The 17,290-nt window shown below is 67.8% G+C and carries 16 protein-coding genes; 12 read left to right on the top strand and 4 right to left on the bottom strand.

All coding sequences use genetic code 11. The annotated features are described in order from the left end of the window. The first annotated feature begins 94 nt into the window (after positions 1-94). Positions 95-2,674, top strand: a complete 2,580-nt coding sequence (locus QSJ34_RS10540; RefSeq protein WP_285574897.1) for an FtsK/SpoIIIE family DNA translocase — start codon at positions 95-97, stop codon at positions 2,672-2,674. A 143-nt stretch (positions 2,675-2,817) separates the two neighbouring features. After that, positions 2,818-4,194 carry a rhodanese-like domain-containing protein gene (locus QSJ34_RS10535; protein WP_285574895.1) on the top strand — a complete coding sequence of 459 codons (1,377 nt, stop codon included), beginning with the start codon at positions 2,818-2,820 and terminating at the stop codon, positions 4,192-4,194. A gap of 47 nt (positions 4,195-4,241) precedes the next feature. Here the strand turns inward: QSJ34_RS10535 and QSJ34_RS10530 are convergent, their stop codons facing one another. Continuing rightward, the gene (locus QSJ34_RS10530; RefSeq protein WP_285574892.1) at positions 4,242-5,222 is read right to left on the bottom strand and encodes a hypothetical protein; all 981 of its coding nucleotides are present in this window, start codon (positions 5,220-5,222) and stop codon (positions 4,242-4,244) included. An 89-nt stretch (positions 5,223-5,311) separates the two neighbouring features. Here QSJ34_RS10530 and gmhA point away from each other — a divergent pair, with 89 nt between their 5' ends. The 8 genes from gmhA to QSJ34_RS10490 all read left to right on the top strand — a co-directional run bounded on the left by gmhA (position 5,312) and on the right by QSJ34_RS10490 (position 13,056). Then, complete coding sequence (gene gmhA, locus QSJ34_RS10525; protein WP_285574889.1) at positions 5,312-5,875, top strand: D-sedoheptulose 7-phosphate isomerase; 564 nt, start codon at positions 5,312-5,314, stop codon at positions 5,873-5,875. A gap of 9 nt (positions 5,876-5,884) precedes the next feature. Beyond that, a complete protein-coding gene (locus QSJ34_RS10520; RefSeq protein WP_285574887.1) occupies positions 5,885-6,643 on the top strand; it encodes a DUF4124 domain-containing protein in 759 nt (252 codons plus the stop codon). After that, positions 6,633-7,811, top strand: a complete 1,179-nt coding sequence (hemW, locus tag QSJ34_RS10515; protein WP_285574885.1) for a radical SAM family heme chaperone HemW — start codon at positions 6,633-6,635, stop codon at positions 7,809-7,811. The genes QSJ34_RS10520 and hemW overlap by 11 nt, the downstream gene beginning before the upstream one ends. A 53-nt stretch (positions 7,812-7,864) precedes the next feature. Beyond that, complete coding sequence (locus tag QSJ34_RS10510) at positions 7,865-8,752, top strand: DMT family transporter (RefSeq protein ID WP_285574882.1); 888 nt, start codon at positions 7,865-7,867, stop codon at positions 8,750-8,752. Positions 8,753-8,795: 43 nt separating this feature from the next. Further along, entirely contained in the window at positions 8,796-9,761 is a 966-nt protein-coding gene (gene pip, locus QSJ34_RS10505; RefSeq protein WP_285574880.1) for a prolyl aminopeptidase, read from the top strand. A gap of 46 nt (positions 9,762-9,807) precedes the next feature. After that, a complete protein-coding gene (locus QSJ34_RS10500; protein WP_285574878.1) occupies positions 9,808-10,548 on the top strand; it encodes a glycosyltransferase family 2 protein in 741 nt (246 codons plus the stop codon). Positions 10,549-10,617: 69 nt separating this feature from the next. Continuing rightward, complete coding sequence (locus QSJ34_RS10495; RefSeq protein WP_285574876.1) at positions 10,618-12,687, top strand: ATP-binding protein; 2,070 nt, start codon at positions 10,618-10,620, stop codon at positions 12,685-12,687. Between the two features lie 102 nt (positions 12,688-12,789). After that, the gene (locus tag QSJ34_RS10490) at positions 12,790-13,056 is read left to right on the top strand and encodes a hypothetical protein (RefSeq protein WP_285574874.1); all 267 of its coding nucleotides are present in this window, start codon (positions 12,790-12,792) and stop codon (positions 13,054-13,056) included. A 7-nt stretch (positions 13,057-13,063) separates the two neighbouring features. Here the strand turns inward: QSJ34_RS10490 and QSJ34_RS10485 are convergent, their stop codons facing one another. Then, positions 13,064-13,720 carry a DedA family protein gene (locus QSJ34_RS10485; RefSeq protein ID WP_285574872.1) on the bottom strand — a complete coding sequence of 219 codons (657 nt, stop codon included), beginning with the start codon at positions 13,718-13,720 and terminating at the stop codon, positions 13,064-13,066. A 46-nt stretch (positions 13,721-13,766) separates the two neighbouring features. On the opposite strand from QSJ34_RS10485, the gene smpB reads away from it, so the two are divergent. Both smpB and QSJ34_RS10475 read left to right on the top strand, forming a co-directional pair. Then, on the top strand, positions 13,767-14,222 hold the full coding sequence (gene smpB, locus QSJ34_RS10480) for an SsrA-binding protein SmpB (RefSeq protein ID WP_285574868.1): 456 nt from the start codon (positions 13,767-13,769) through the stop codon (positions 14,220-14,222). 53 nt (positions 14,223-14,275) lie between these two features. Next, a complete protein-coding gene (locus QSJ34_RS10475; protein WP_285574865.1) occupies positions 14,276-15,610 on the top strand; it encodes an MFS transporter in 1,335 nt (444 codons plus the stop codon). On the opposite strand, the gene QSJ34_RS10470 is transcribed toward QSJ34_RS10475, so the two are convergent. Continuing rightward, positions 15,607-16,035 (bottom strand): type 2 periplasmic-binding domain-containing protein, encoded by a 429-nt coding sequence (locus tag QSJ34_RS10470; protein WP_285574862.1) that lies wholly within the window; start codon positions 16,033-16,035, stop codon positions 15,607-15,609. The two genes, QSJ34_RS10475 and QSJ34_RS10470, sit on opposite strands and share 4 nt — an antisense overlap. Positions 16,036-16,048: 13 nt before the next feature. Beyond that, positions 16,049-17,266, bottom strand: a complete 1,218-nt coding sequence (locus QSJ34_RS10465) for a hypothetical protein (protein WP_285574859.1) — start codon at positions 17,264-17,266, stop codon at positions 16,049-16,051. Positions 17,267-17,290: the final 24 nt, after the last annotated feature.

The following is a 17,290-nucleotide window of genomic DNA, read 5'->3' as shown; positions in this document are numbered from 1 at the left end:
ATCCATCTGGTCCCGCATCCGCTGGGCTACACTGGAACGAGACCACCAGGGAGGCGCGTTGCAGGGGATTGGCCGTTGGATGCTGAGGGCAGGCTTGGGTTTCACGGCTCTCGTGCTGCTGCTCTCCCTCGGCAGCTACTATCCTCCGGACCCGCATCCCTTCAACCAGGGGCTGGTGGCCGCCGTGCAGAACCTCTGCGGCACCGTGGGCGCGACCCTGGCGGGCCTGCTGCACCTCCTCGTCGGCCTCGGCGCCTGGATCGTGCCGCCCTATCTGCTTTGGGAGGCCTGGCCGCGGACGGGCCGCCACTGGCCGGGCCGCCTGGCTTGGCTTGGATTGGCACTGTCGTTCTGGACGGCCCTCGGGGCCTTCGGCAACCGGGTCTGGGTGGGACCCTCTGAAATCGGCACGCTCCAGCTCCGCTGGGGCGGCTGGCTGGGAAGCGCGCTTTGGCCCGTGGCGCGGCGCTTCCTCGGCCGCGTGGGACTGCCCCTCCTGCTCAGCCTCGTCGTGCTCGTCTGCGCCCTCGTGCTGGCGCCCACCCTGACCCGCGCCCTGGTCAGCGGCACCGGCCGCCTGCTCGCGCGCTGGCTCGGCGAGAAGGCCTGGCCCTGGATGAAGCCCATGCCCGCCAAGGGCTTCCAGGGTTTCATCGGCATGGTGAAGCGCCCCTTCTTGCGGGGCCGCAATCCCCAGCAGGCCGATATCGACGCCGGAGACGCGGTCGCCCTGCAGGCCCTCGCCCTGCGCCAGCAGGCCCTGGAGGACCAGCGGGAAGCCCTGCTCAAGGCCGAACTGGAAACCGCCGAGGCCAAGCGGAAGCAGCCCCTCATCCGCACCGAGGACCTGCTCCCGGCCATCCATTCCATGAACCTGGATGCCGCTTCCACGATCCTCGAAGCCCAGGTGTTGCCCGCGACGCCGGCCACCTCACTGCCCGTGGCTCTTCCAGCCGCCCTCCCAGCGACGGGCCCCGTGCTGACGGGCACTGAGGCCACCGCCCCCTTCAGGACCCGCCTGCTGGCGGAGGCGCCGCCCCCGCCCACGCCCAAGCCCACCGTCGCCCGCGCCCGGGTGGCCAAGGACCGCTACGGGCGCGAGATCGTCCAGCCGCCCCTTCCGCTCACCGAGCCGACACCCGCCAAGCCCCTGCCCCCGCTGCCTCCGCCGCCTGCGGAGCCCGTTCATCCCTCCGTGACCGAACGGGAGACCCTGCCGCCCCGCCGTCTCTTCGATCCTCCGGGCCAGCACGCCAAGGTGGACGTGGCCACGCTGGAGCACATCAAGGAACTGATTGGACAGAAACTGTCCGAATTCAAGATCAAGGGTGCCGTCACCGGAATGCAGCCGGGCCCCGTCGTCACGGTCTTCGAATTCCAGCCGGACGCGGGCATCCCGCTCTCGCGCATCCTCGGCATGGAAGAAGATCTGGCCCTGGCTCTGCAGGCCGAGGCCGTGCGCATGGACCGCATCCCCGGCAAGAACCTGGTGGGCATCGAAGTGCCCAACCCCAAGCGCGAAATCATCACCTTCCGCGAGGTCATCGACAGCCCGTCCTTCCGCGACGCGGGCGGCCTGCTGCACCTGGCCCTGGGCAAGGACATCGCGGGCCGGCCCGTGGTGGCCGACCTCAACAAGATGCCCCACCTGCTCATCGGCGGCAGCACGGGTAGCGGCAAGAGCGTGGGCGTCAACGCCATGATCTGTTCCTGCCTCGTGCGCGCCATGCCCGACGAGGTGAAGCTCATCCTCGTGGATCCCAAGATGGTGGAGCTCGGCGTCTACGAGGACATCCCACATCTCTGGGCGCCCGTCGTGACGGACATGAAGGAAGCCGGCCGGGTGCTCAAGTGGGTGGTGGCTCAGATGGAGGACCGCTACCGCCGCCTCGCCCTGCTCAGCGTCCGCGACCTCAAGAGCTTCAACCACAAGATCGCCGAGGCTGGCGGATCCATGGACCTCACGGACCGCACGCCCAACCCGCGCTGGCCCGACCGGCCCACGATGCTCGAACCCCTGCCCTACGTGCTGGTGGTCATCGACGAGCTGGCGGACCTCATGATGGTCGCCCGCAGCGAGGTGGAAGACAGCATCGCGCGCATCGCCCAGAAGGCCCGCGCCGTGGGCATCCACCTCATCCTCGCCACCCAGCGGCCCAGCGTGGACGTCGTCACGGGCGTCATCAAGGCCAACCTGCCCAGCCGCCTCAGCTACCGCGTGCGCACCAAGATCGACAGCCGCACCATCCTCGACTGCGGTGGCGGCGAGCAGCTGCTGGGCGCAGGCGACGCCCTCTTCCTGCCCAACGGCGCCAGTCACCCCAAGCGCATCCACGCCCCCTTCCTCAGCGAGGAGGAAACCCTGCGCCTCGTCACCTGGCTGCGGGAGCGCGGCCGGCCCGACTACAACCAGGCCCTCATCAGCGCCATGGAGACCGAAGAAGAAACGGCCCTCTTCGACGAGGCGGACATGGCGGGCGGCGACGATGTCTACGCCCGCGCCCTCGCCGTCGTGAAGCGCGAGCGCAAGGCCAGCACCAGCCTCCTCCAGCGCAAGCTGAACCTCGGCTACGGCCGCGCCGCCCGCCTCATCGACCGGATGGAGGAGGAGGGCATCGTCGGTCCCGACCGGGGTGCGGGCAAACCCCGGGAAGTCTTCGCCCAGGAGGAATAAACAGCCAGCCGGATGTCGGGGTCAACCGCCCTGCATGTGGCCTGAAGTCGCCATCCGAGTGGCTGTAGACCTCGGTCACACCTTTCTCGGCTTATAGGTAAACAACTATAGACTCCTACCGTCATCCGACCCCAGGAGCCTCCATGCGACATGTCGTCCGAACCACCCTGCTGCTGGCCGCTAGCGCCGCAGCCCTCTCCGCCGTCGAACCGCAGGCCCCGAAGCCCGCTGCCGCAAAGATCTGCACCACCTGCCACACCACCGCCCCCGACAACCTCCGGGGGCACTTCGACAACCTGGCCCTCAAGAACAGCTCCTTCCAGCTGAAGATCGACGAGCGCACTGAGGTGCTCCGCTTCGACAAGGCCACGGTAAAGGTCGTCACGCCCGAGCCCGCCGCCGACGTGGAGGCGGCCTTCAAGAGCATCGCCAAGGGCCATGAAGTGCGAGTTCAGTTCATCGAAAAGGACGGCGTGAAGACCGCGGTGACCGTGGCCGTGAAGCCGCCCGTGAAGCTGGCCGCGAACGAGACCATCACCCTCGACGAAATCCAGAAGCTCGTGGCCATGGGCCCCGAGAAGGGCGGCTACTTCCTCTTCGACTCCCGCCCCGCCCCGCGCTTCCTTGAGGGCGCCATCCCCACGGCCGTGAACCTGCCCTTCCCCGCCTTCGACAAGAACCTGGACAAGCTGCCCGCCGACAAGGGCGCGCTCGTGATCTTCTACTGCAGCGGGAAGACCTGCAACATGAGCCCGGGCTCCCTGGCCAAGGCCAAGAAGCTGGGCTACACGAACGCCAAGGTATTCGTCGAGGGCATGCCCGCCTGGACGAAGAAGCAGCCTGGCGTGCTGAGCCCCGCCGCCCTCAAGGCCGCCTACCTCGACACGAACACACCGCTGGTGATCCTCGACGCCCGGCCCGCTGCCCAGGCGGAGAAGGGCTTCCTGAAGGGGGGCGTGGCCGCCGAGCCAGCCAAGGTCGCCGACCTGCTCAAGACCTTCCCTGCCGCCAAGCTGAAGCCTCCCGTGGTGGTGGTGGATGAGACCGGCGGCGAGGCCGCCAAGACCGTGGCCGCGGACCTGGTGAAGGCCGGCTATGTGGGCGTGAACATCCTCACCGGTGGCTTCAAGGCCTGGCAGGCCGCCGCCCTGCCTGTGGAGACCGGAACCCTTGCCGCCAAGGCCGTCTTCGTGCCGAAGCCGCGACCCGGTTCCGTCTCCGTGGCGGAGTTCACGAAGATCGCTGAGGCCGCTCTCGCCGAACGCGGGGCGATCATCCTCGATGTGCGCAATCCCGACGAGACGAAGAACGGAGTCATCAAGGGCGCTCTCACGATCCCCGAGCCCCAGCTGCTGGCCCGCCTGTCCGAGATCCCCAAGGGCAAACCGGTCCTCTGCCACTGCTCCACCGGGATCCGCGCCGAGCTGGCCTACCACCTGCTGAAGGAGAAGGGCTACGACGTCCGCTTCCTCCCCGCCGAGATCACCATCATCGACAGCGGTGAATTCACCCTCGACTGATCCTCTGCATCCAGGAGAAGGGGCCGGCTGCAGGGCCGGCCCCTTCTTCATTCACCGGGAACAACCTTCTTCGCGCGCCAGCGGCTCCGCTGGGCCGGGTCGGCCATGCCCGTGGCGTGACAGCTGCGGCAACTGACGAGATGGATGTCGTCTCCCCGCCAGTAGGCCCGTGATTCGCCGCCGAACTCCCTGCGCCGCTCCATGGGAATGCGCGCCCAGTAGAAACTGAGGGCGGGTCCGCTCGGCTTTATCTCCAACGCGAAGAGGGGGCCCGCATCGGGGCCGGGGCGCCCCCAGCGATCCTCCACCGAGCTGAGCACCACCATCGCCCCCTGGGGCAGGGGCTGGCCCGCCCGGTAGGCCGCGGCGGCCTCGGGGCTGGCCCAGGCGCGGATCCAGCGGCCGCCGTGGGCAGGGGATTTCACCGGATCGGGCTGGATGGGTTCCAACGCGGCGTAGTCCAGGGCCCGCACCGGGATCTTGGCTTCTGTATCCACATCCGCCCGGGGGAGGCTCGGCGGCGCCGGGGCCGGTACGGGTTTCACCTCGACCGCCGGGGCCACCACGGGGACCGGCGCGTGGCCATGGGCCAGCCGGTAGCCGCCCTCCCCCGCCAACAGCAAGGCCGCGGACCAGGCCAGGCCCAGCAGAAGGGTCAGGAATCCGAGGCTCTGATGATCCTTCCGGGAGCGGTTCATGGCCCAGACGGCCACGATGCCCAGGATGAGCGACCCGGCTGCCAAGGCCGCGTGGCGGTAGAGCAGCGCTTCGGGGCCCGAGCCTGAAACCGCCAGGGGCAGGAGGCGATGGGCCGGGATGATCCCCAGGAAGCGGCCCGAGGCGAACCCGCTGACGAAGGCGCAGAGGGTGCCGAGCAGCCCCATCCAGCCCAGATAGCGGCTTACGGTCCACCAGGGGCGGATGCCGCGCCCGGGCCGCTGGGCGGCGATCAGGGGCCAGGGCAGCAGGAGGCCTGCAGCCACCGGGAGGTGGGACAGCAAAGCGTGCTTGAGGGCAATCCAATCCATGGTTCCCACACCTGTCGATGGCAATACTTCCCGCAGTCTGCCAGCCCTGGGCAAATTCAGGGAGTGGAATTCCTGTCACAATTCTGATCATGAAACAGACCCTTCTCCAGCACGTCCAGGTGTCCATTCAGCTGAAGCAGACCTTCTTCGAGCAGGAGATGGACCGCATCGTGGCCCAGGCGGATGACATGGCCGAGCGGCTGCGCCGGGGCGGGAAGATCCTCGTCTGCGGCAACGGCGGCAGCGCCGCGGACGCCCAGCACCTGGCGGCCGAGCTGACCGGCCGCTACGTCAAGGAGCGCCGCGCCCTCGCCGGCATCGCCCTTACCACCGACACCTCGGCCCTCACGGCCATCGGCAACGACTACGGGTTCGATCAGGTGTTTTCCCGCCAGGTCGAGGCCCTGGGCCGCCCCGGCGACCTGCTCATCGGCATCAGCACCAGCGGGAACAGCCCCAACGTCATCCGCGCCGTGGCCTCCGCCAAGGAGATGGGCGTGCGCACCCTGGGCCTGCTCGGCCGCGACGGCGGCAAGCTCGCCGGCCTCATGGACGACGCCCTGATCGTGCCCACCACCGTCACGGCCCGCATCCAGGAGATCCATCAGATGGTCTACCACTTCTGGTGCGAGGCCCTCGATGCCCATTTCTGAGCCGCTCCCTTGAGCCTGGCGAGCGCCGGACTGCTGGCCCTGGTCCTCCTGGCTCAGGCCCATCCGGCCGCCCCGGCCCAGCCCCGCCTCTACCGGTGGCGCGATACGGCGGGCCAGGTCCACATCACCACCACCCGCCCCCCGGCGGATGCCGAGATCCTCGAAGGGCCCCAGGCCCCGGCCGTGGAGCCCGAGAAGGCCATCCGACCCGACAAGGTGCGCCGCAGCGAGGACCGGGACGGGCATCGCCAGCCCCAGCTGAGCCCCGCCCAGCAGCAAGCCTGGGAGGCCATCGACCACAGGCTCACCGAGGCCCGCGCCGGCGGCGACAAGCAGACGATTGAAGCCGTGGCCGATGCGCTCTTCAGCCACTGCCTGTGGGGCAACGGGCTGTGGATCATGCCCGCGGTGCCGCTGCTTTCCGTGGCGCTCATGGGCCTGCTCGGATGGTGGCTGGCGCTCGGTCTGCGCTCGGGACCGAGAATTCCGCTGATCGCGGGCTTCCTGCTGCTGGGGTTCGGGTTCGGACACCTGCTGTTGAATCTCTTCCTCTACCAGCCCCAGGCCGTGCGCCTGCGCCAGAACCTGGAGCTGCTCGAACACCACCTGGGCACCAGCCGGGACCTGCGCGACGCCCAGCGGACGCTCCTCCAGCAGCGCTACCAGGCCATGGAAGAGGCCGCCGAACCTCTGCAGGCGCCCTGGCGCTTTCCCGCCGAGGTCGAGGCCCTGCGCGCGGCCATGAAGCAGGTGATGGTTGAACCCTGAACTCGAGCGCCGGCTGCCTGAACTCCGGCGGGCGGCCCAGGCCGAACCCCTCGGCCTCTACCTCCACGTGCCCTTCTGCCTGGACCGATGCACCTACTGCTCCTTCGCCACGACGCGGGACCGCAGCCTCCAGCCCGACACCATCGCCCGGCTGATCTCCGAGGTCCGCGCCTGGGGCGCGGCCCTCGGCCGGCCCGCCGTGGACACGCTGTACCTCGGCGGCGGCACGCCGTCCCTCCTCTCCTCGACTGAACTGGCCGACCTCACGGGGGCCGTGCGCGAAGCCTTCGACCTGGGGCCGCTCGTGGAGGCCACGCTGGAAGCCAACCCGGGCACGGTGGACCTGGCCTGGCTGAGCCGCACCCGGGACCTGGGCTGGGATCGCATCAGCCTCGGCGTACAGGCCCTGGACGACACCCTGCTGGCCCGCCTCGGGCGCATCCACGGCTCGGCCCAGGCCTTGGAAGCCCTGGGCTGGGCCGAGCAGGCCGGGTTCCGGCGCCGCAGCGCGGATCTCATGGTGGGCATCCCTGGACAGTCGCTGTCCAAAGTGGTGGAGGATGCCCGTACCCTGGCTGCCACCGGCCTCGAGCACATCAGCATCTACCTGCTCGACCTGGACAAGGCCTGCCCCCTGCGCGCCGAGATCGACGCCGGGCGGCTCCAGCTCCCCACCGAGGACGACGTGGCCGATGTCTTCGAGGCGCTCCAAGAGGAGCTGCCGCGCCTGGGACTCCTGCCCTACGAGATCAGCAACTACGCCCGACCCGGCGCGGAATCCCGCCACAATTCGCGCTACTGGGAGCGCCGGCCCTACCTGGGCCTGGGCCCCAGCGCCGCCTCCCAGCTCGGCGAGCTGCGCTGGACCGAAAGCGGCGTCATCTCCGCCTGGACGGAGCAGCGCGGCGAACTCGACCTGCAGGAACTCGATGCGACCGAAAGCCTCGCGGAGATCCCCCTGCTGGGCCTGCGCCTGCACCGCGGCCTCGACTGGGCGGCCCTGCGCGAAAAGGCCTCCAGCCTCAACCTCCGCCCCCTCTGCGATGCCTGGGAAACCCGCCTCCGGTCTCTGGAGAAGGAGGGGCTGGTGTGCTGGGACAGTGATCGGGTGCGCCTGAGCGGGCGCGGTATGCTCATGAGCAACGGGATCCTGCAGATGTTCGCCTAGCCTCGTAACATGAGGGTATGTCCCCGCCGCATGGGGAGCGTCCTGGAGTCCCCGTGCCCTACCTCGGCGAAAGCGCCGCCCTCCTCACGGCCGCCTGCTGGGCGCTGAACTCGGTCTGCTTCACCGTGGCCGGCCGCCGTGTGGGCTCGGCCTCCGTGAACCTGGGGCGCCTGCTCATGGCCCTGGCCGCCATGATCCTCGTGCACCAGGTCGCCCTCGGCAGCCCCTTCCCCCTGCAGGCCGGCGCCGCGCGCCTGGGCTGGCTGGGCGCCTCGGGCCTCATCGGCTTCGCCCTGGGCGACGCCGTACTCTTCGAAGCCTTCGTCCTCATCGGCGCGCGCCTCTCCATGCTGCTCATGACGCTATCCCCCATCTTCAGCGCCCTGCTGGCCTGGATGTTCTTCCGCCAGAGCCTGAGCCTCGCAAAGATCCTCGCCATGGTCGTCACCCTCGCGGGCATCGCCTGGGTGGTGTGGGATGGCGGCGAACAGGAGGCCCACCCCCATCTGTGGCGCGGCATCCTGCTCGGCATCGGCGGCGCCTTTGGCCAATCCGTGGGCATGATCTTCAGCCTCTTCGGCCTGGCGGGTGGCTTCTCCCCGATCTCCGCCAACCTCATCCGCGTGAGCGCGGGCACGATCGCGCTGCTGCTCTATTTCGGCGCCACGGGTCGCCTGCGGGGCACCCTGGGATCCATGCGGGACGGCCGGGCCACGGCCTTCATCGCCCTCGGCGCGCTCACCGGCCCCGTGCTGGGCGTGGTGCTGTCCCTCATCGCCATCAGCCGGTCCTCCATGGGCGTGGCCGCCACCCTGATGTCGCTTTCCCCCGTGATCCTGCTGCCCGTCTCCCACTTCACGTTCAAGGAGAAGGTGGGCGGACACGCCATCCTCGGCACCCTGCTCGCCCTTGCCGGCGCCGCCGCGCTGTTCTTCGTGTAGCCTTCGGGAAACCCTTCTGAGACCTTCCAGACAAGGAGCATCGATGACCCTCCGCAAGGATCCCGTGAGCTGGCTCTACCCCGCCCTCGAGCCCACCCGTGTGCTCCGCCTGAAGGTCTCCGAGCTGCACGAGCTGTACGTGGAGGAGAGCGGCAACCCGGAAGGCAAGCCCGTGATCTTTCTGCACGGCGGTCCCGGCGGCGGCACCAGCCCCAAGCATCGTCGCTACTTCGATCCGGAGAAGTACCGCATCATCCTCTTCGATCAGCGCGGCTGCGGCCAGAGCACGCCCTACGCCGAGGTCCGCGAGAATTCGACCTGGGACCTCGTGGCCGACATCGAGCGCATCCGCGAGCACCTCGGCATCGACCGCTGGATGGTCTTCGGCGGCTCCTGGGGCGCGACGCTGGGCCTGGCCTACGCACAGAAGCACCCGCAGCGCGTGACCGAGCTGATCCTCCGCGGCATCTTCCTGCTGCGCCAGCGCGAGGTGGACTGGCTCTACCAGGAGGGCGCCAGCCGCATCTTCCCCGATGCCTGGGAGCCCTACCGCGACGCCATCCCCGAGGCCGAGCGCGGCGACTTCCTGCAGGCCTACGCCAAGCGCCTACTGAGCGAGGATCCCGAGCTGAACCTGCCCGCCGCCAAGGCCTGGAGCATCTGGGAAGGCGCCACCAGCAAGCTCATCCCCGATCCCGACTTCATCGCCTCCTACGGCGACGAGGCCACCACGCTGGCCTTCGCGCGCATCGAGTGCCACTACTTCCTCAACAAGGGCTGGATGGATGAGGCCCAGCTGTTGCGCGACGCGCCGAAGCTGAAGGGCATCCCCGGCGCCATCATCCAGGGCCGCTACGACATGGTCTGCCCCATCGAAACCGCCTGGGCCCTGTCGAAGGCCTGGCCCGAGGCGGACCTCGTCATCGTGCCCGACGCCGGCCACAGCGCCTACGACGCGGGCATTTCGCGGGCCCTGGTGGCGGCGACGGACCGCTTTTCGTCGCTATAAATAGAAGGGGTCGGAAGCGACCCGAACCCGCGTTGGAGTCCGAAGCATGGTTTTCGAAACGAGCCTTCCCACGGTCTCCATCTGCACCCTCACGCGGGATCGGCCCACCTTCCTCTCGCTGCTTCGAACCTGCATCGAGGCGCAGACCTACCCCAGGGAATTGATCGAGTGGGTGGTCATCGACAACGGCGCCGCTTCGATCGAACCACTCGTTCAATCCCACGCGGGCGTACGCTACACCAGGCTTCCTCCGGGACCCGAAACCCACACCATCGGCGCTTTGCGGAACCTCAGCCACCGCGTGGCCACGGGAGACATCCTCGTCTACATGGATGACGACGACTACTATCCGCCGCAGCGAGTGGCCCATGCGGTGCAAGCCCTTCGTTCCAATCCAGGGCGCCTGATCGCAGGATCAAGCGCATTGCCGACCTACTTTTCGGATCGCGATGAAGTGTGGATTCTTGGCCCCTATGGTCCGAACCATGCCACCGCCGGCACCTTCGCATTCCGCCGAAGCCTGCTTGAGAACACGGCCTATCTTGAATCGGCGACGAGATCCGAAGAACGCGCCTTCCTCAAGGAATACAGCATTCCCATGGCTCAGCTCGAATCCCGTCAGACCATCCTCTGCATGTCTCACGGGATGAACACGTTTGACAAGCGAGTGCTCCTCGCCGATCCCAAGCGCGCCTTCATCCGGAAAGCCAAATGGACCATCGCGCAGATCATCAAGGATCCCCAGCTGCGAGAGGCCTACCGGGAGGCCTGCAGATCCACCCGCTAACAGCTTGGAACCCTGCGGTCATAAATTCGGGTATCCGGGTATATAGTCATGCACGAAACGGGGGCAGACATGTCGGATCCCGATCCTGCATGCAAGAGGGCCGGGGCGGCCTCCGCGGGCCTCAGTGTGGAGCGCATGCGGGCGCTCCTGTCCTATTCATGGGACATCCTCAGCCTCCTCGATGGCCAGGGACGGCTCATCTACAATTCCCCGGCCGCCCAGCGGCTGCATGGCTTCGATCCCGCGGAGATGGAGGGGCGCAGCACCTTCGAATTCTTCCATCCGGACGACGCGCCCGGGGTCGCGGAAGTCTTCGAATCCTGCCTGGCCCAACCGGGTCTTCCGGTCTGCGTGCAGTACCGGTACGCCCGGAAGGATGGATCCTGGATCTGGATGGAGGCCGTGGCCGTCAACATGCTGGACAACCCCAGCATCCGAGCCATCGTGGTCAACTCCCGGGACATCTCCGAGCGCAAATATCATGAGCGCGAACTGGAGCGCATGAACCGGCTCTACGGCATGCTCAGCCACCTGGGGCATACCCTCGTGAGGGTCCAGAACCGCGAAGGGCTGTTCCAGGAAATCTGCAACATGGCGGTCGAGAAGGGCGGTTTCCGATTGGCCTGGATCGGATGGACGGACCCGGTCTCCCAGCAGGTCATTCCCGTGGCCAAGGCCGGCCCGGGCCTCGGCTACCTGGAAGGCCTCAGCGTCTGGGCCGATGCGCGAGCCGAAGGCATGGGGCCCACGGGACGCTGCATCCGCGAAAACCGGAGCTACATCTGCCAGGATTTCTTGGAGGACCCCGCGACCGCCCCATGGCGGGACAAAGCCGCCGCCTTCAACCTCCACGCCTCCGCCTCCGTTCCGATCCGTTTCCAAGGCCAGGCCGCCGGCGCCCTGATGGTCTACTCCAGTGAAGCGGGCGTCTTCCAGGATCAGGACGTGGCCCTGCTCGAAGAAGCCTCGGCGCAGATCTCCTTCGGGCTGGAACACCTGGCTTCGGAGGATCAGCGCCGGGTTCTCGAATCCGAGTTGTTTCAGGTCCAGAAAATGGAGAGCCTCGGAAGCCTGGCCGGGGGCGTCGCCCACGACATGAACAATGTGCTCGGCTCCATCCTCGCGATGGCTTCCATGCACCAGGAATTGCAGCCTCCCGAGACGCCGGCCCACCAGGCCTTCTCGGTCATCGTCCACGCCTGCGACCGGGGCGCGAGCCTGCTGCGCAGGCTGCTGGACTTCGCCCGGCGGGATCTTTCCGACATCCAAGTGGTCCACCTCAATGCCCTGATCCAGGAGGAGGTGCTGCTGCTGGAACGCACCACCCTCGGGCAGATCCGCCTGGCGATGGACCTCGATTCCGCCCTTCCGGCCATCCGAGGGGATGCCAGCGCCCTGCTCCACGCCATCATGAACCTGTGCATCAACGCGGTGGACGCCATGCCTTCCGGGGGCTGCCTCACACTCCGCACCCGCACCACGCCGGGCGGCTGGGCCGAACTCGAGGTGGAGGATTCTGGACACGGCATGTCGAAAGAGGTGATGGAAAAGGCGCTGGATCCCTTCTTCACGACCAAGCCCACGGGCAAGGGAACGGGTCTGGGGCTTTCGATCGTCTACAGCACCGTGAACGCCCATCACGGGATCATGGAACTCCGTAGTGAGGTGGGCGTGGGCACCAGGGTCATCCTGCGCTTTCCCGCCGCCGAAGCCATCGAAGATGGCCAATGCATTTCTGCCGAGCCTGCTCCCGGGGAACCCACGCCCAGCCTCGACGTCGTGCTGGTGGACGACGACCCGCTGATCCGCGACACGCTGGCCTCCGTGATCCAGTGCCTGGGCCACCGCGTCACGCCCCTGGACAGCGGCGAGGCCGCCCTGGCCTGGCTCGCCTCCGACAGGGTCGCCGAAGTGCTCATCCTGGATATGAACATGCCGGGCCTGGGAGGAGGGGGCACCCTGCCCTACCTCCGCGACCTGCGACCGGAGTTGCCCGTTCTGCTGGCCACGGGACGGGTGGACCAGACCGCCCTGGATCTGGTCCAGGCCTTCCCCCACGTCAAGCTGCTGCCCAAGCCCTTCAGCATGAACGAGCTCAAGGCAAGGCTGGAGGCACTCGTCGCACAGACGCACAGCTAGGCGTGCTTCCGACAAGGGTTCGGCGCAAGAATCGGCTCGCCGAAGCCGGGCTCGGGCGGGATCCTGCCCCAGGGCATCGGCGCCCTGGAGGGGGCACAGCTGATGTGGGAACCGCGCATCAACCAGGGCCTCGTCCGTTTTCCGGATCCCTCACCCTCGGCCACGGCGGCCGATCATGACGCCCACACGGACCGCATCATCGCCGAAATCGTGAAGACGGGCCGCACCTTCGTCGGAGGAACGACCTGGCGGGGCCAGCGCTGCATGCGGATCTCCGTGTGCAACTGGCAGACCACCGAGGCCGATGTGGCGGTCACCCTTTCGGCCGTCGAAGGCGTGCTGAAACGCGCGAGGGAAGGCCGGAGCTGAGGCGGACTCAGCCCTTCGCGCGGTTCCTGAAGTGGTCGATCACGAACCAGGCCACGCCCGCGAGCAGCAGCACGCCGATGACGGCGTCGAGCTTGTGGAAGTAGACGCCGAGGGTGTTCCACTTCTCGCCGAGCTTGAAGCCGATCCAGGCGAGACCCAGGCACCAGGGCAGGCTGCCCACGAAGGTGTAGATGTGGAAGCGCGTGCGGTTCATCTGGGCGATGCCCGCGGGCAGGGCGATGAAGGTGCGCACGACGGGCAGCAGGCGGCCGATGATGATGGCCTCGCTGCCGTAGCGTTCGAAGAAGCGGTGGGCCTGATCCAGGTGGCCCGTGTGCAGCCAGATGTACTTGCCGTACTTCTCGACGGCACGCCGTCCACCCCAGGCGCCCACCTCATAGGCGGGCAGGCTGCCCAGGTTGCAGCCCAGGGCGCCGAAGACGCCCGCGATCCAGATCTGCGCCACGGGACTTCCCGCACCCAGCCCGAAGAACGTGAGCTGACCCTTGAAGGCGAGATACCCGGCGAAGGGCATGATCACTTCGCTGGGCAGGGGGATGCAGGCGCTTTCGATGGCCATGAGCAACATGACGCCGAGGGGCCCCATGGCGGCCATGAGGGCCACCATCCAGGCGACGATCGGGGCGAGGATCTTCTGCAGCATCGGGATGTCCCAAAAGGACAAGTCTAGCGGCGGATACACTGGAGTCATGTCCGAGGATCTCGTCCGCAACCGCAAAGCCCTGCACAACTACCACGTCCTCGAGACCTGGGAGGCCGGGATCTCGCTGCAGGGCACCGAAGTGAAGGCCCTGCGCGCGGGCCTGGGCCAGCTGCAGGACGCCTACGTCGATGCGGTGGGCGGCGAGCTCTGGCTGAAGCAGGCCCACATCTCACCCTACGAGTTCGGCACCTACGCCAACCACGAGCCCCTGCGGGCCCGCAAGCTGCTGCTACACAAGGCGGAGATCACCAAGATGACCGCCAAGGTCGTACGCAAGGGCCTCACCATCATTCCGCTGGCGATCTACCTGAACGACAAGGGCATGATCAAGGTGAAGGTTGCCCTGGCCGAGGGCAAGGCCCACAGCGACAAGCGCGAGGCGCTGAAAGAACGCGAGCAGAAACGCGAGATGGACCGCATTCGCAAGGGGGCACGGGACTGACGGCGTTCTCGTCCCGTTGATTGCCCCGCCCATCCGATCACCCCGGAGCCTTCATGTCCGCACCTTCCGCCGCATCAACGCCGCGGCTCTTCGCCAACCGCAACTTCACGCTGCTCTTCACCGGCAGCGCCATCTCCGCCGTGGGCGACCAGTTCACCCTCGTGGCCCTGCCCTGGCTGGTGCTCAAGCTCACCGGCAACCCCGGCGCCCTGGGCCTGGTGCTGATGGTGATGGCCCTGCCCCGCGCGGCCTTCATGCTCATCGGCGGCGCCGTGGTGGACCGCATGTCCCCCCGCCGCGTCCTCCTGGTGTCCCGCGGCGTGAACACGGCCTTCGTCGTGCTCCTGGCCGCCCTGGTGCTCGGCGGCGGCATCCGCATGAGCCTGCTCTACCTCATCGCCGCGGGCATCGGCCTCTCCACGGCCTTCGCCTTCCCGGCGGCCTCCTCGATCCTGCCGCAGATGCTGCCGCGGGAGCAGCTCCAGGCCGCCAACGGCCTCGTCATGGGCCTGCGCCAGGCCAGCATGATCCTGGGGCCCGTGCTCGCGGGCCTGCTCATCGCCGGCGGCGCCGCCCCGCACGCGCCGGGCGCGCTGGCGAATGCTCATGGCCTGGCGGATGCCCGGGGCATGGGCCTCAGCTTCGCCGTGGACGCCCTCAGCTTCGTCGTCTCCCTCGCCAGCCTCCTGCTCATCCGCCTGCCGGGCGAGGACCGGCCGAAGGCCGCGGAAGGCGGCGTGCTGGCGGACGTGGTCAAGGGCATCCGCCACATCGGCGCCGACGCCCAGCTCCGCGCCTTCTTCCTCTACCTGGGCCTGGTCTCTGTCTTCGTCGGCGGCCCCGTGCAGGTGGGCCTGCCCGTGCTGGCGGACACGCGCCTGCACCACGGCGCCGCCTCCCTGGGCCTGCTCATGACCTCGTACGGGGGCGGCATCCTCCTGGGCAACCTCGCGTCGCAACGCAGCCTCCGCCTCTCCGGCGGCCGCCTGGGCCTCCTGATCCTCGGCTTCGATACGCTGGCGGGCCTGCTGCTGGCCGCCCTGCCACAGGCCCCCTCCACCACGTTCTGCGCGATCCTGCTGGCCCTCATGGGCTGCTTCGCCGGCGTCGCCCAGGTGGGCGTGGTGAGCTGGATCCAGCGGCGCGTGCCCATCGCGCTCATGGGCCGGACCATGAGCCTGCTCTTCTTCGTCCTCATGGGCGTGGGCCCCATCTCCGCCGCCCTGGCGGGCGCGCTGCTGAAGGTCACCTCACTGCGCACCCTCTTCATGGGCGCCGGCTTCCTCCTCAGCGCCATCGCCCTCGCCTGCCTCAGCCGGCCCAACCTGAGGGGCCTGGGCGTGGGAGAGGCGGAGAGGGCGACGGATCCCGAAGGTGTTTCGGGTTAGGGCGCCAGCACCACCTTCACGCTGGCATCCACCGCGGCCTTGTCCACGTAGCCGATGTACTTCGGATTCTCCGCCACGAGCTTGACCACGGCGTGGTTATCGGGGAGCGCCTTGGGCGGCTGGGCGGCCCCCGAGAAGCTCAGCTTCGCCCAGTGGGCCTTCACCTGGGCTGCGTTCTTGCCGGTGACCTTCTGATAGAACTCGTTGCGCGGTCCCGAGCCTTCCGCCTGATCCACGGCCTCGGCCTGGCCGCCCGTGTAGAAGCTCTTGGCCTGCCCCAGGAAGATCTGGGAGACCTGATCGGCCGACAGTTTCGAAATGGGGTTCTTGGCGGAGATGATGACCACCACCTGAGCCTGGGCCGAGAGGGCCGCCATGCCGATGGCTGCGGTCAGGACTGCACCGGATAAGCCTTTCGTCTTCATGGTCGGCTCCTTCTCAGAACACGAAATCGAGGTTGGCGGTGATCACGCTGTAGCTTTGTCCCTTTTGGAAGGCGGGCTGGTTGTTGCTCAAGGCCCCGTAGGCATTGGTGTCGTTCTTGAACTGGTCGTACTGGATCTTCAGATCCATGTTCTTCATGAAGTCCCAGCGCAGGCCCACCGAGAAGCTCTGGTCGGCCCGGTTCCCGCCGGACAACAGGGCGTTGGCGATGGGGTTCGGATTCGTCGTAGGCGAATCGTTCTTCCGCTGGGCCACCGTCAGGTAGGGCGTCCAGTCGCAGAGGCGGTAGCCGCCCGTGATGTAGGCCGCCGTCGCGTGGATGACGGCATTCTCGTCGCCGCCGTTGCGCGCCGCTTCGGCCGTGATGAACCAGTTCCCCGGGTCGTACTGGTAGCCCACGGACATGTAGGTGACACGGTCGTCCTGGAGTTCCAACTGGGAGGCCAGGGCGGGATTGCCCGGCAGCCCCAGGGGCGGGATGCCGTTCCGAATCTGGTTGAAGACCACGTTCAAGGCGGGATTGTTGGCCGTGAGCTTTCCCTGCAGGTAGTAGATCCGGTACAGGGAATTGCCGTGGTTCGCCGACATCCAGGCGCCCACCAGTTCCTTGGCGTCGAGGTCCGTGACCGCGCCCCGCTGGACCAGCTTGACGTTGTTGGAGCCCGCGAAGGCCTGCACCGTGAACGCCACGCCGCCGAGGGTCTTCTGCCAGGTGATGTCGGCCCCGTCGTAGTTGAAGATCGGATTGAACTGATAGACCTCCACCGGAGGGCGCACCCAGGTGTAGGTGTAGCCCACTTTCTGATAGTCCGAGATGAGGTAGGCGTTGAAGGGCATGCGCCCGGCCCGAATGGACAGTTCCGGAAGCACCTGGGCCTTGAGGAAGGCCATGTTGATGTAGGGGTTGAAGGTCCCGTCGTACCGGTACTCAGAGACTCCCTGAACCACCGCCGACAGCCATTCGGCGATGTGGGCGTTCGCCTGCAGGCCCACCTTCTTGTCGATGCTGTAGCTCGTAACGCGACTGAAGCCCGTCCCGTCCGGCTGGACGGCGGTGCTGGTGAAATCCGCGTTCTTCTCGCTGGAATGGGCCCCGCCGAGGGTACCGAATCCGCTGAACTTGAGAAAGTCCTCCCCCTTGTCCTGGGCCAGTGCCGGGACTCCAAGGCTCAGGAGGGCGAGAACGCCGGAAAGGTACTTGCCTAGGGTCATGGCAACCTCCTTGGGAGGCCTGCG

The sequence above is a fragment of the Geothrix limicola genome (genome assembly GCF_030268085.1).
Lineage (GTDB): Bacteria > Acidobacteriota > Holophagae > Holophagales > Holophagaceae > Geothrix > Geothrix limicola.
The sequence above is the reverse complement of the archived record's forward strand: the minus strand, read 5'-3'. Positions and strand labels throughout refer to the sequence as shown.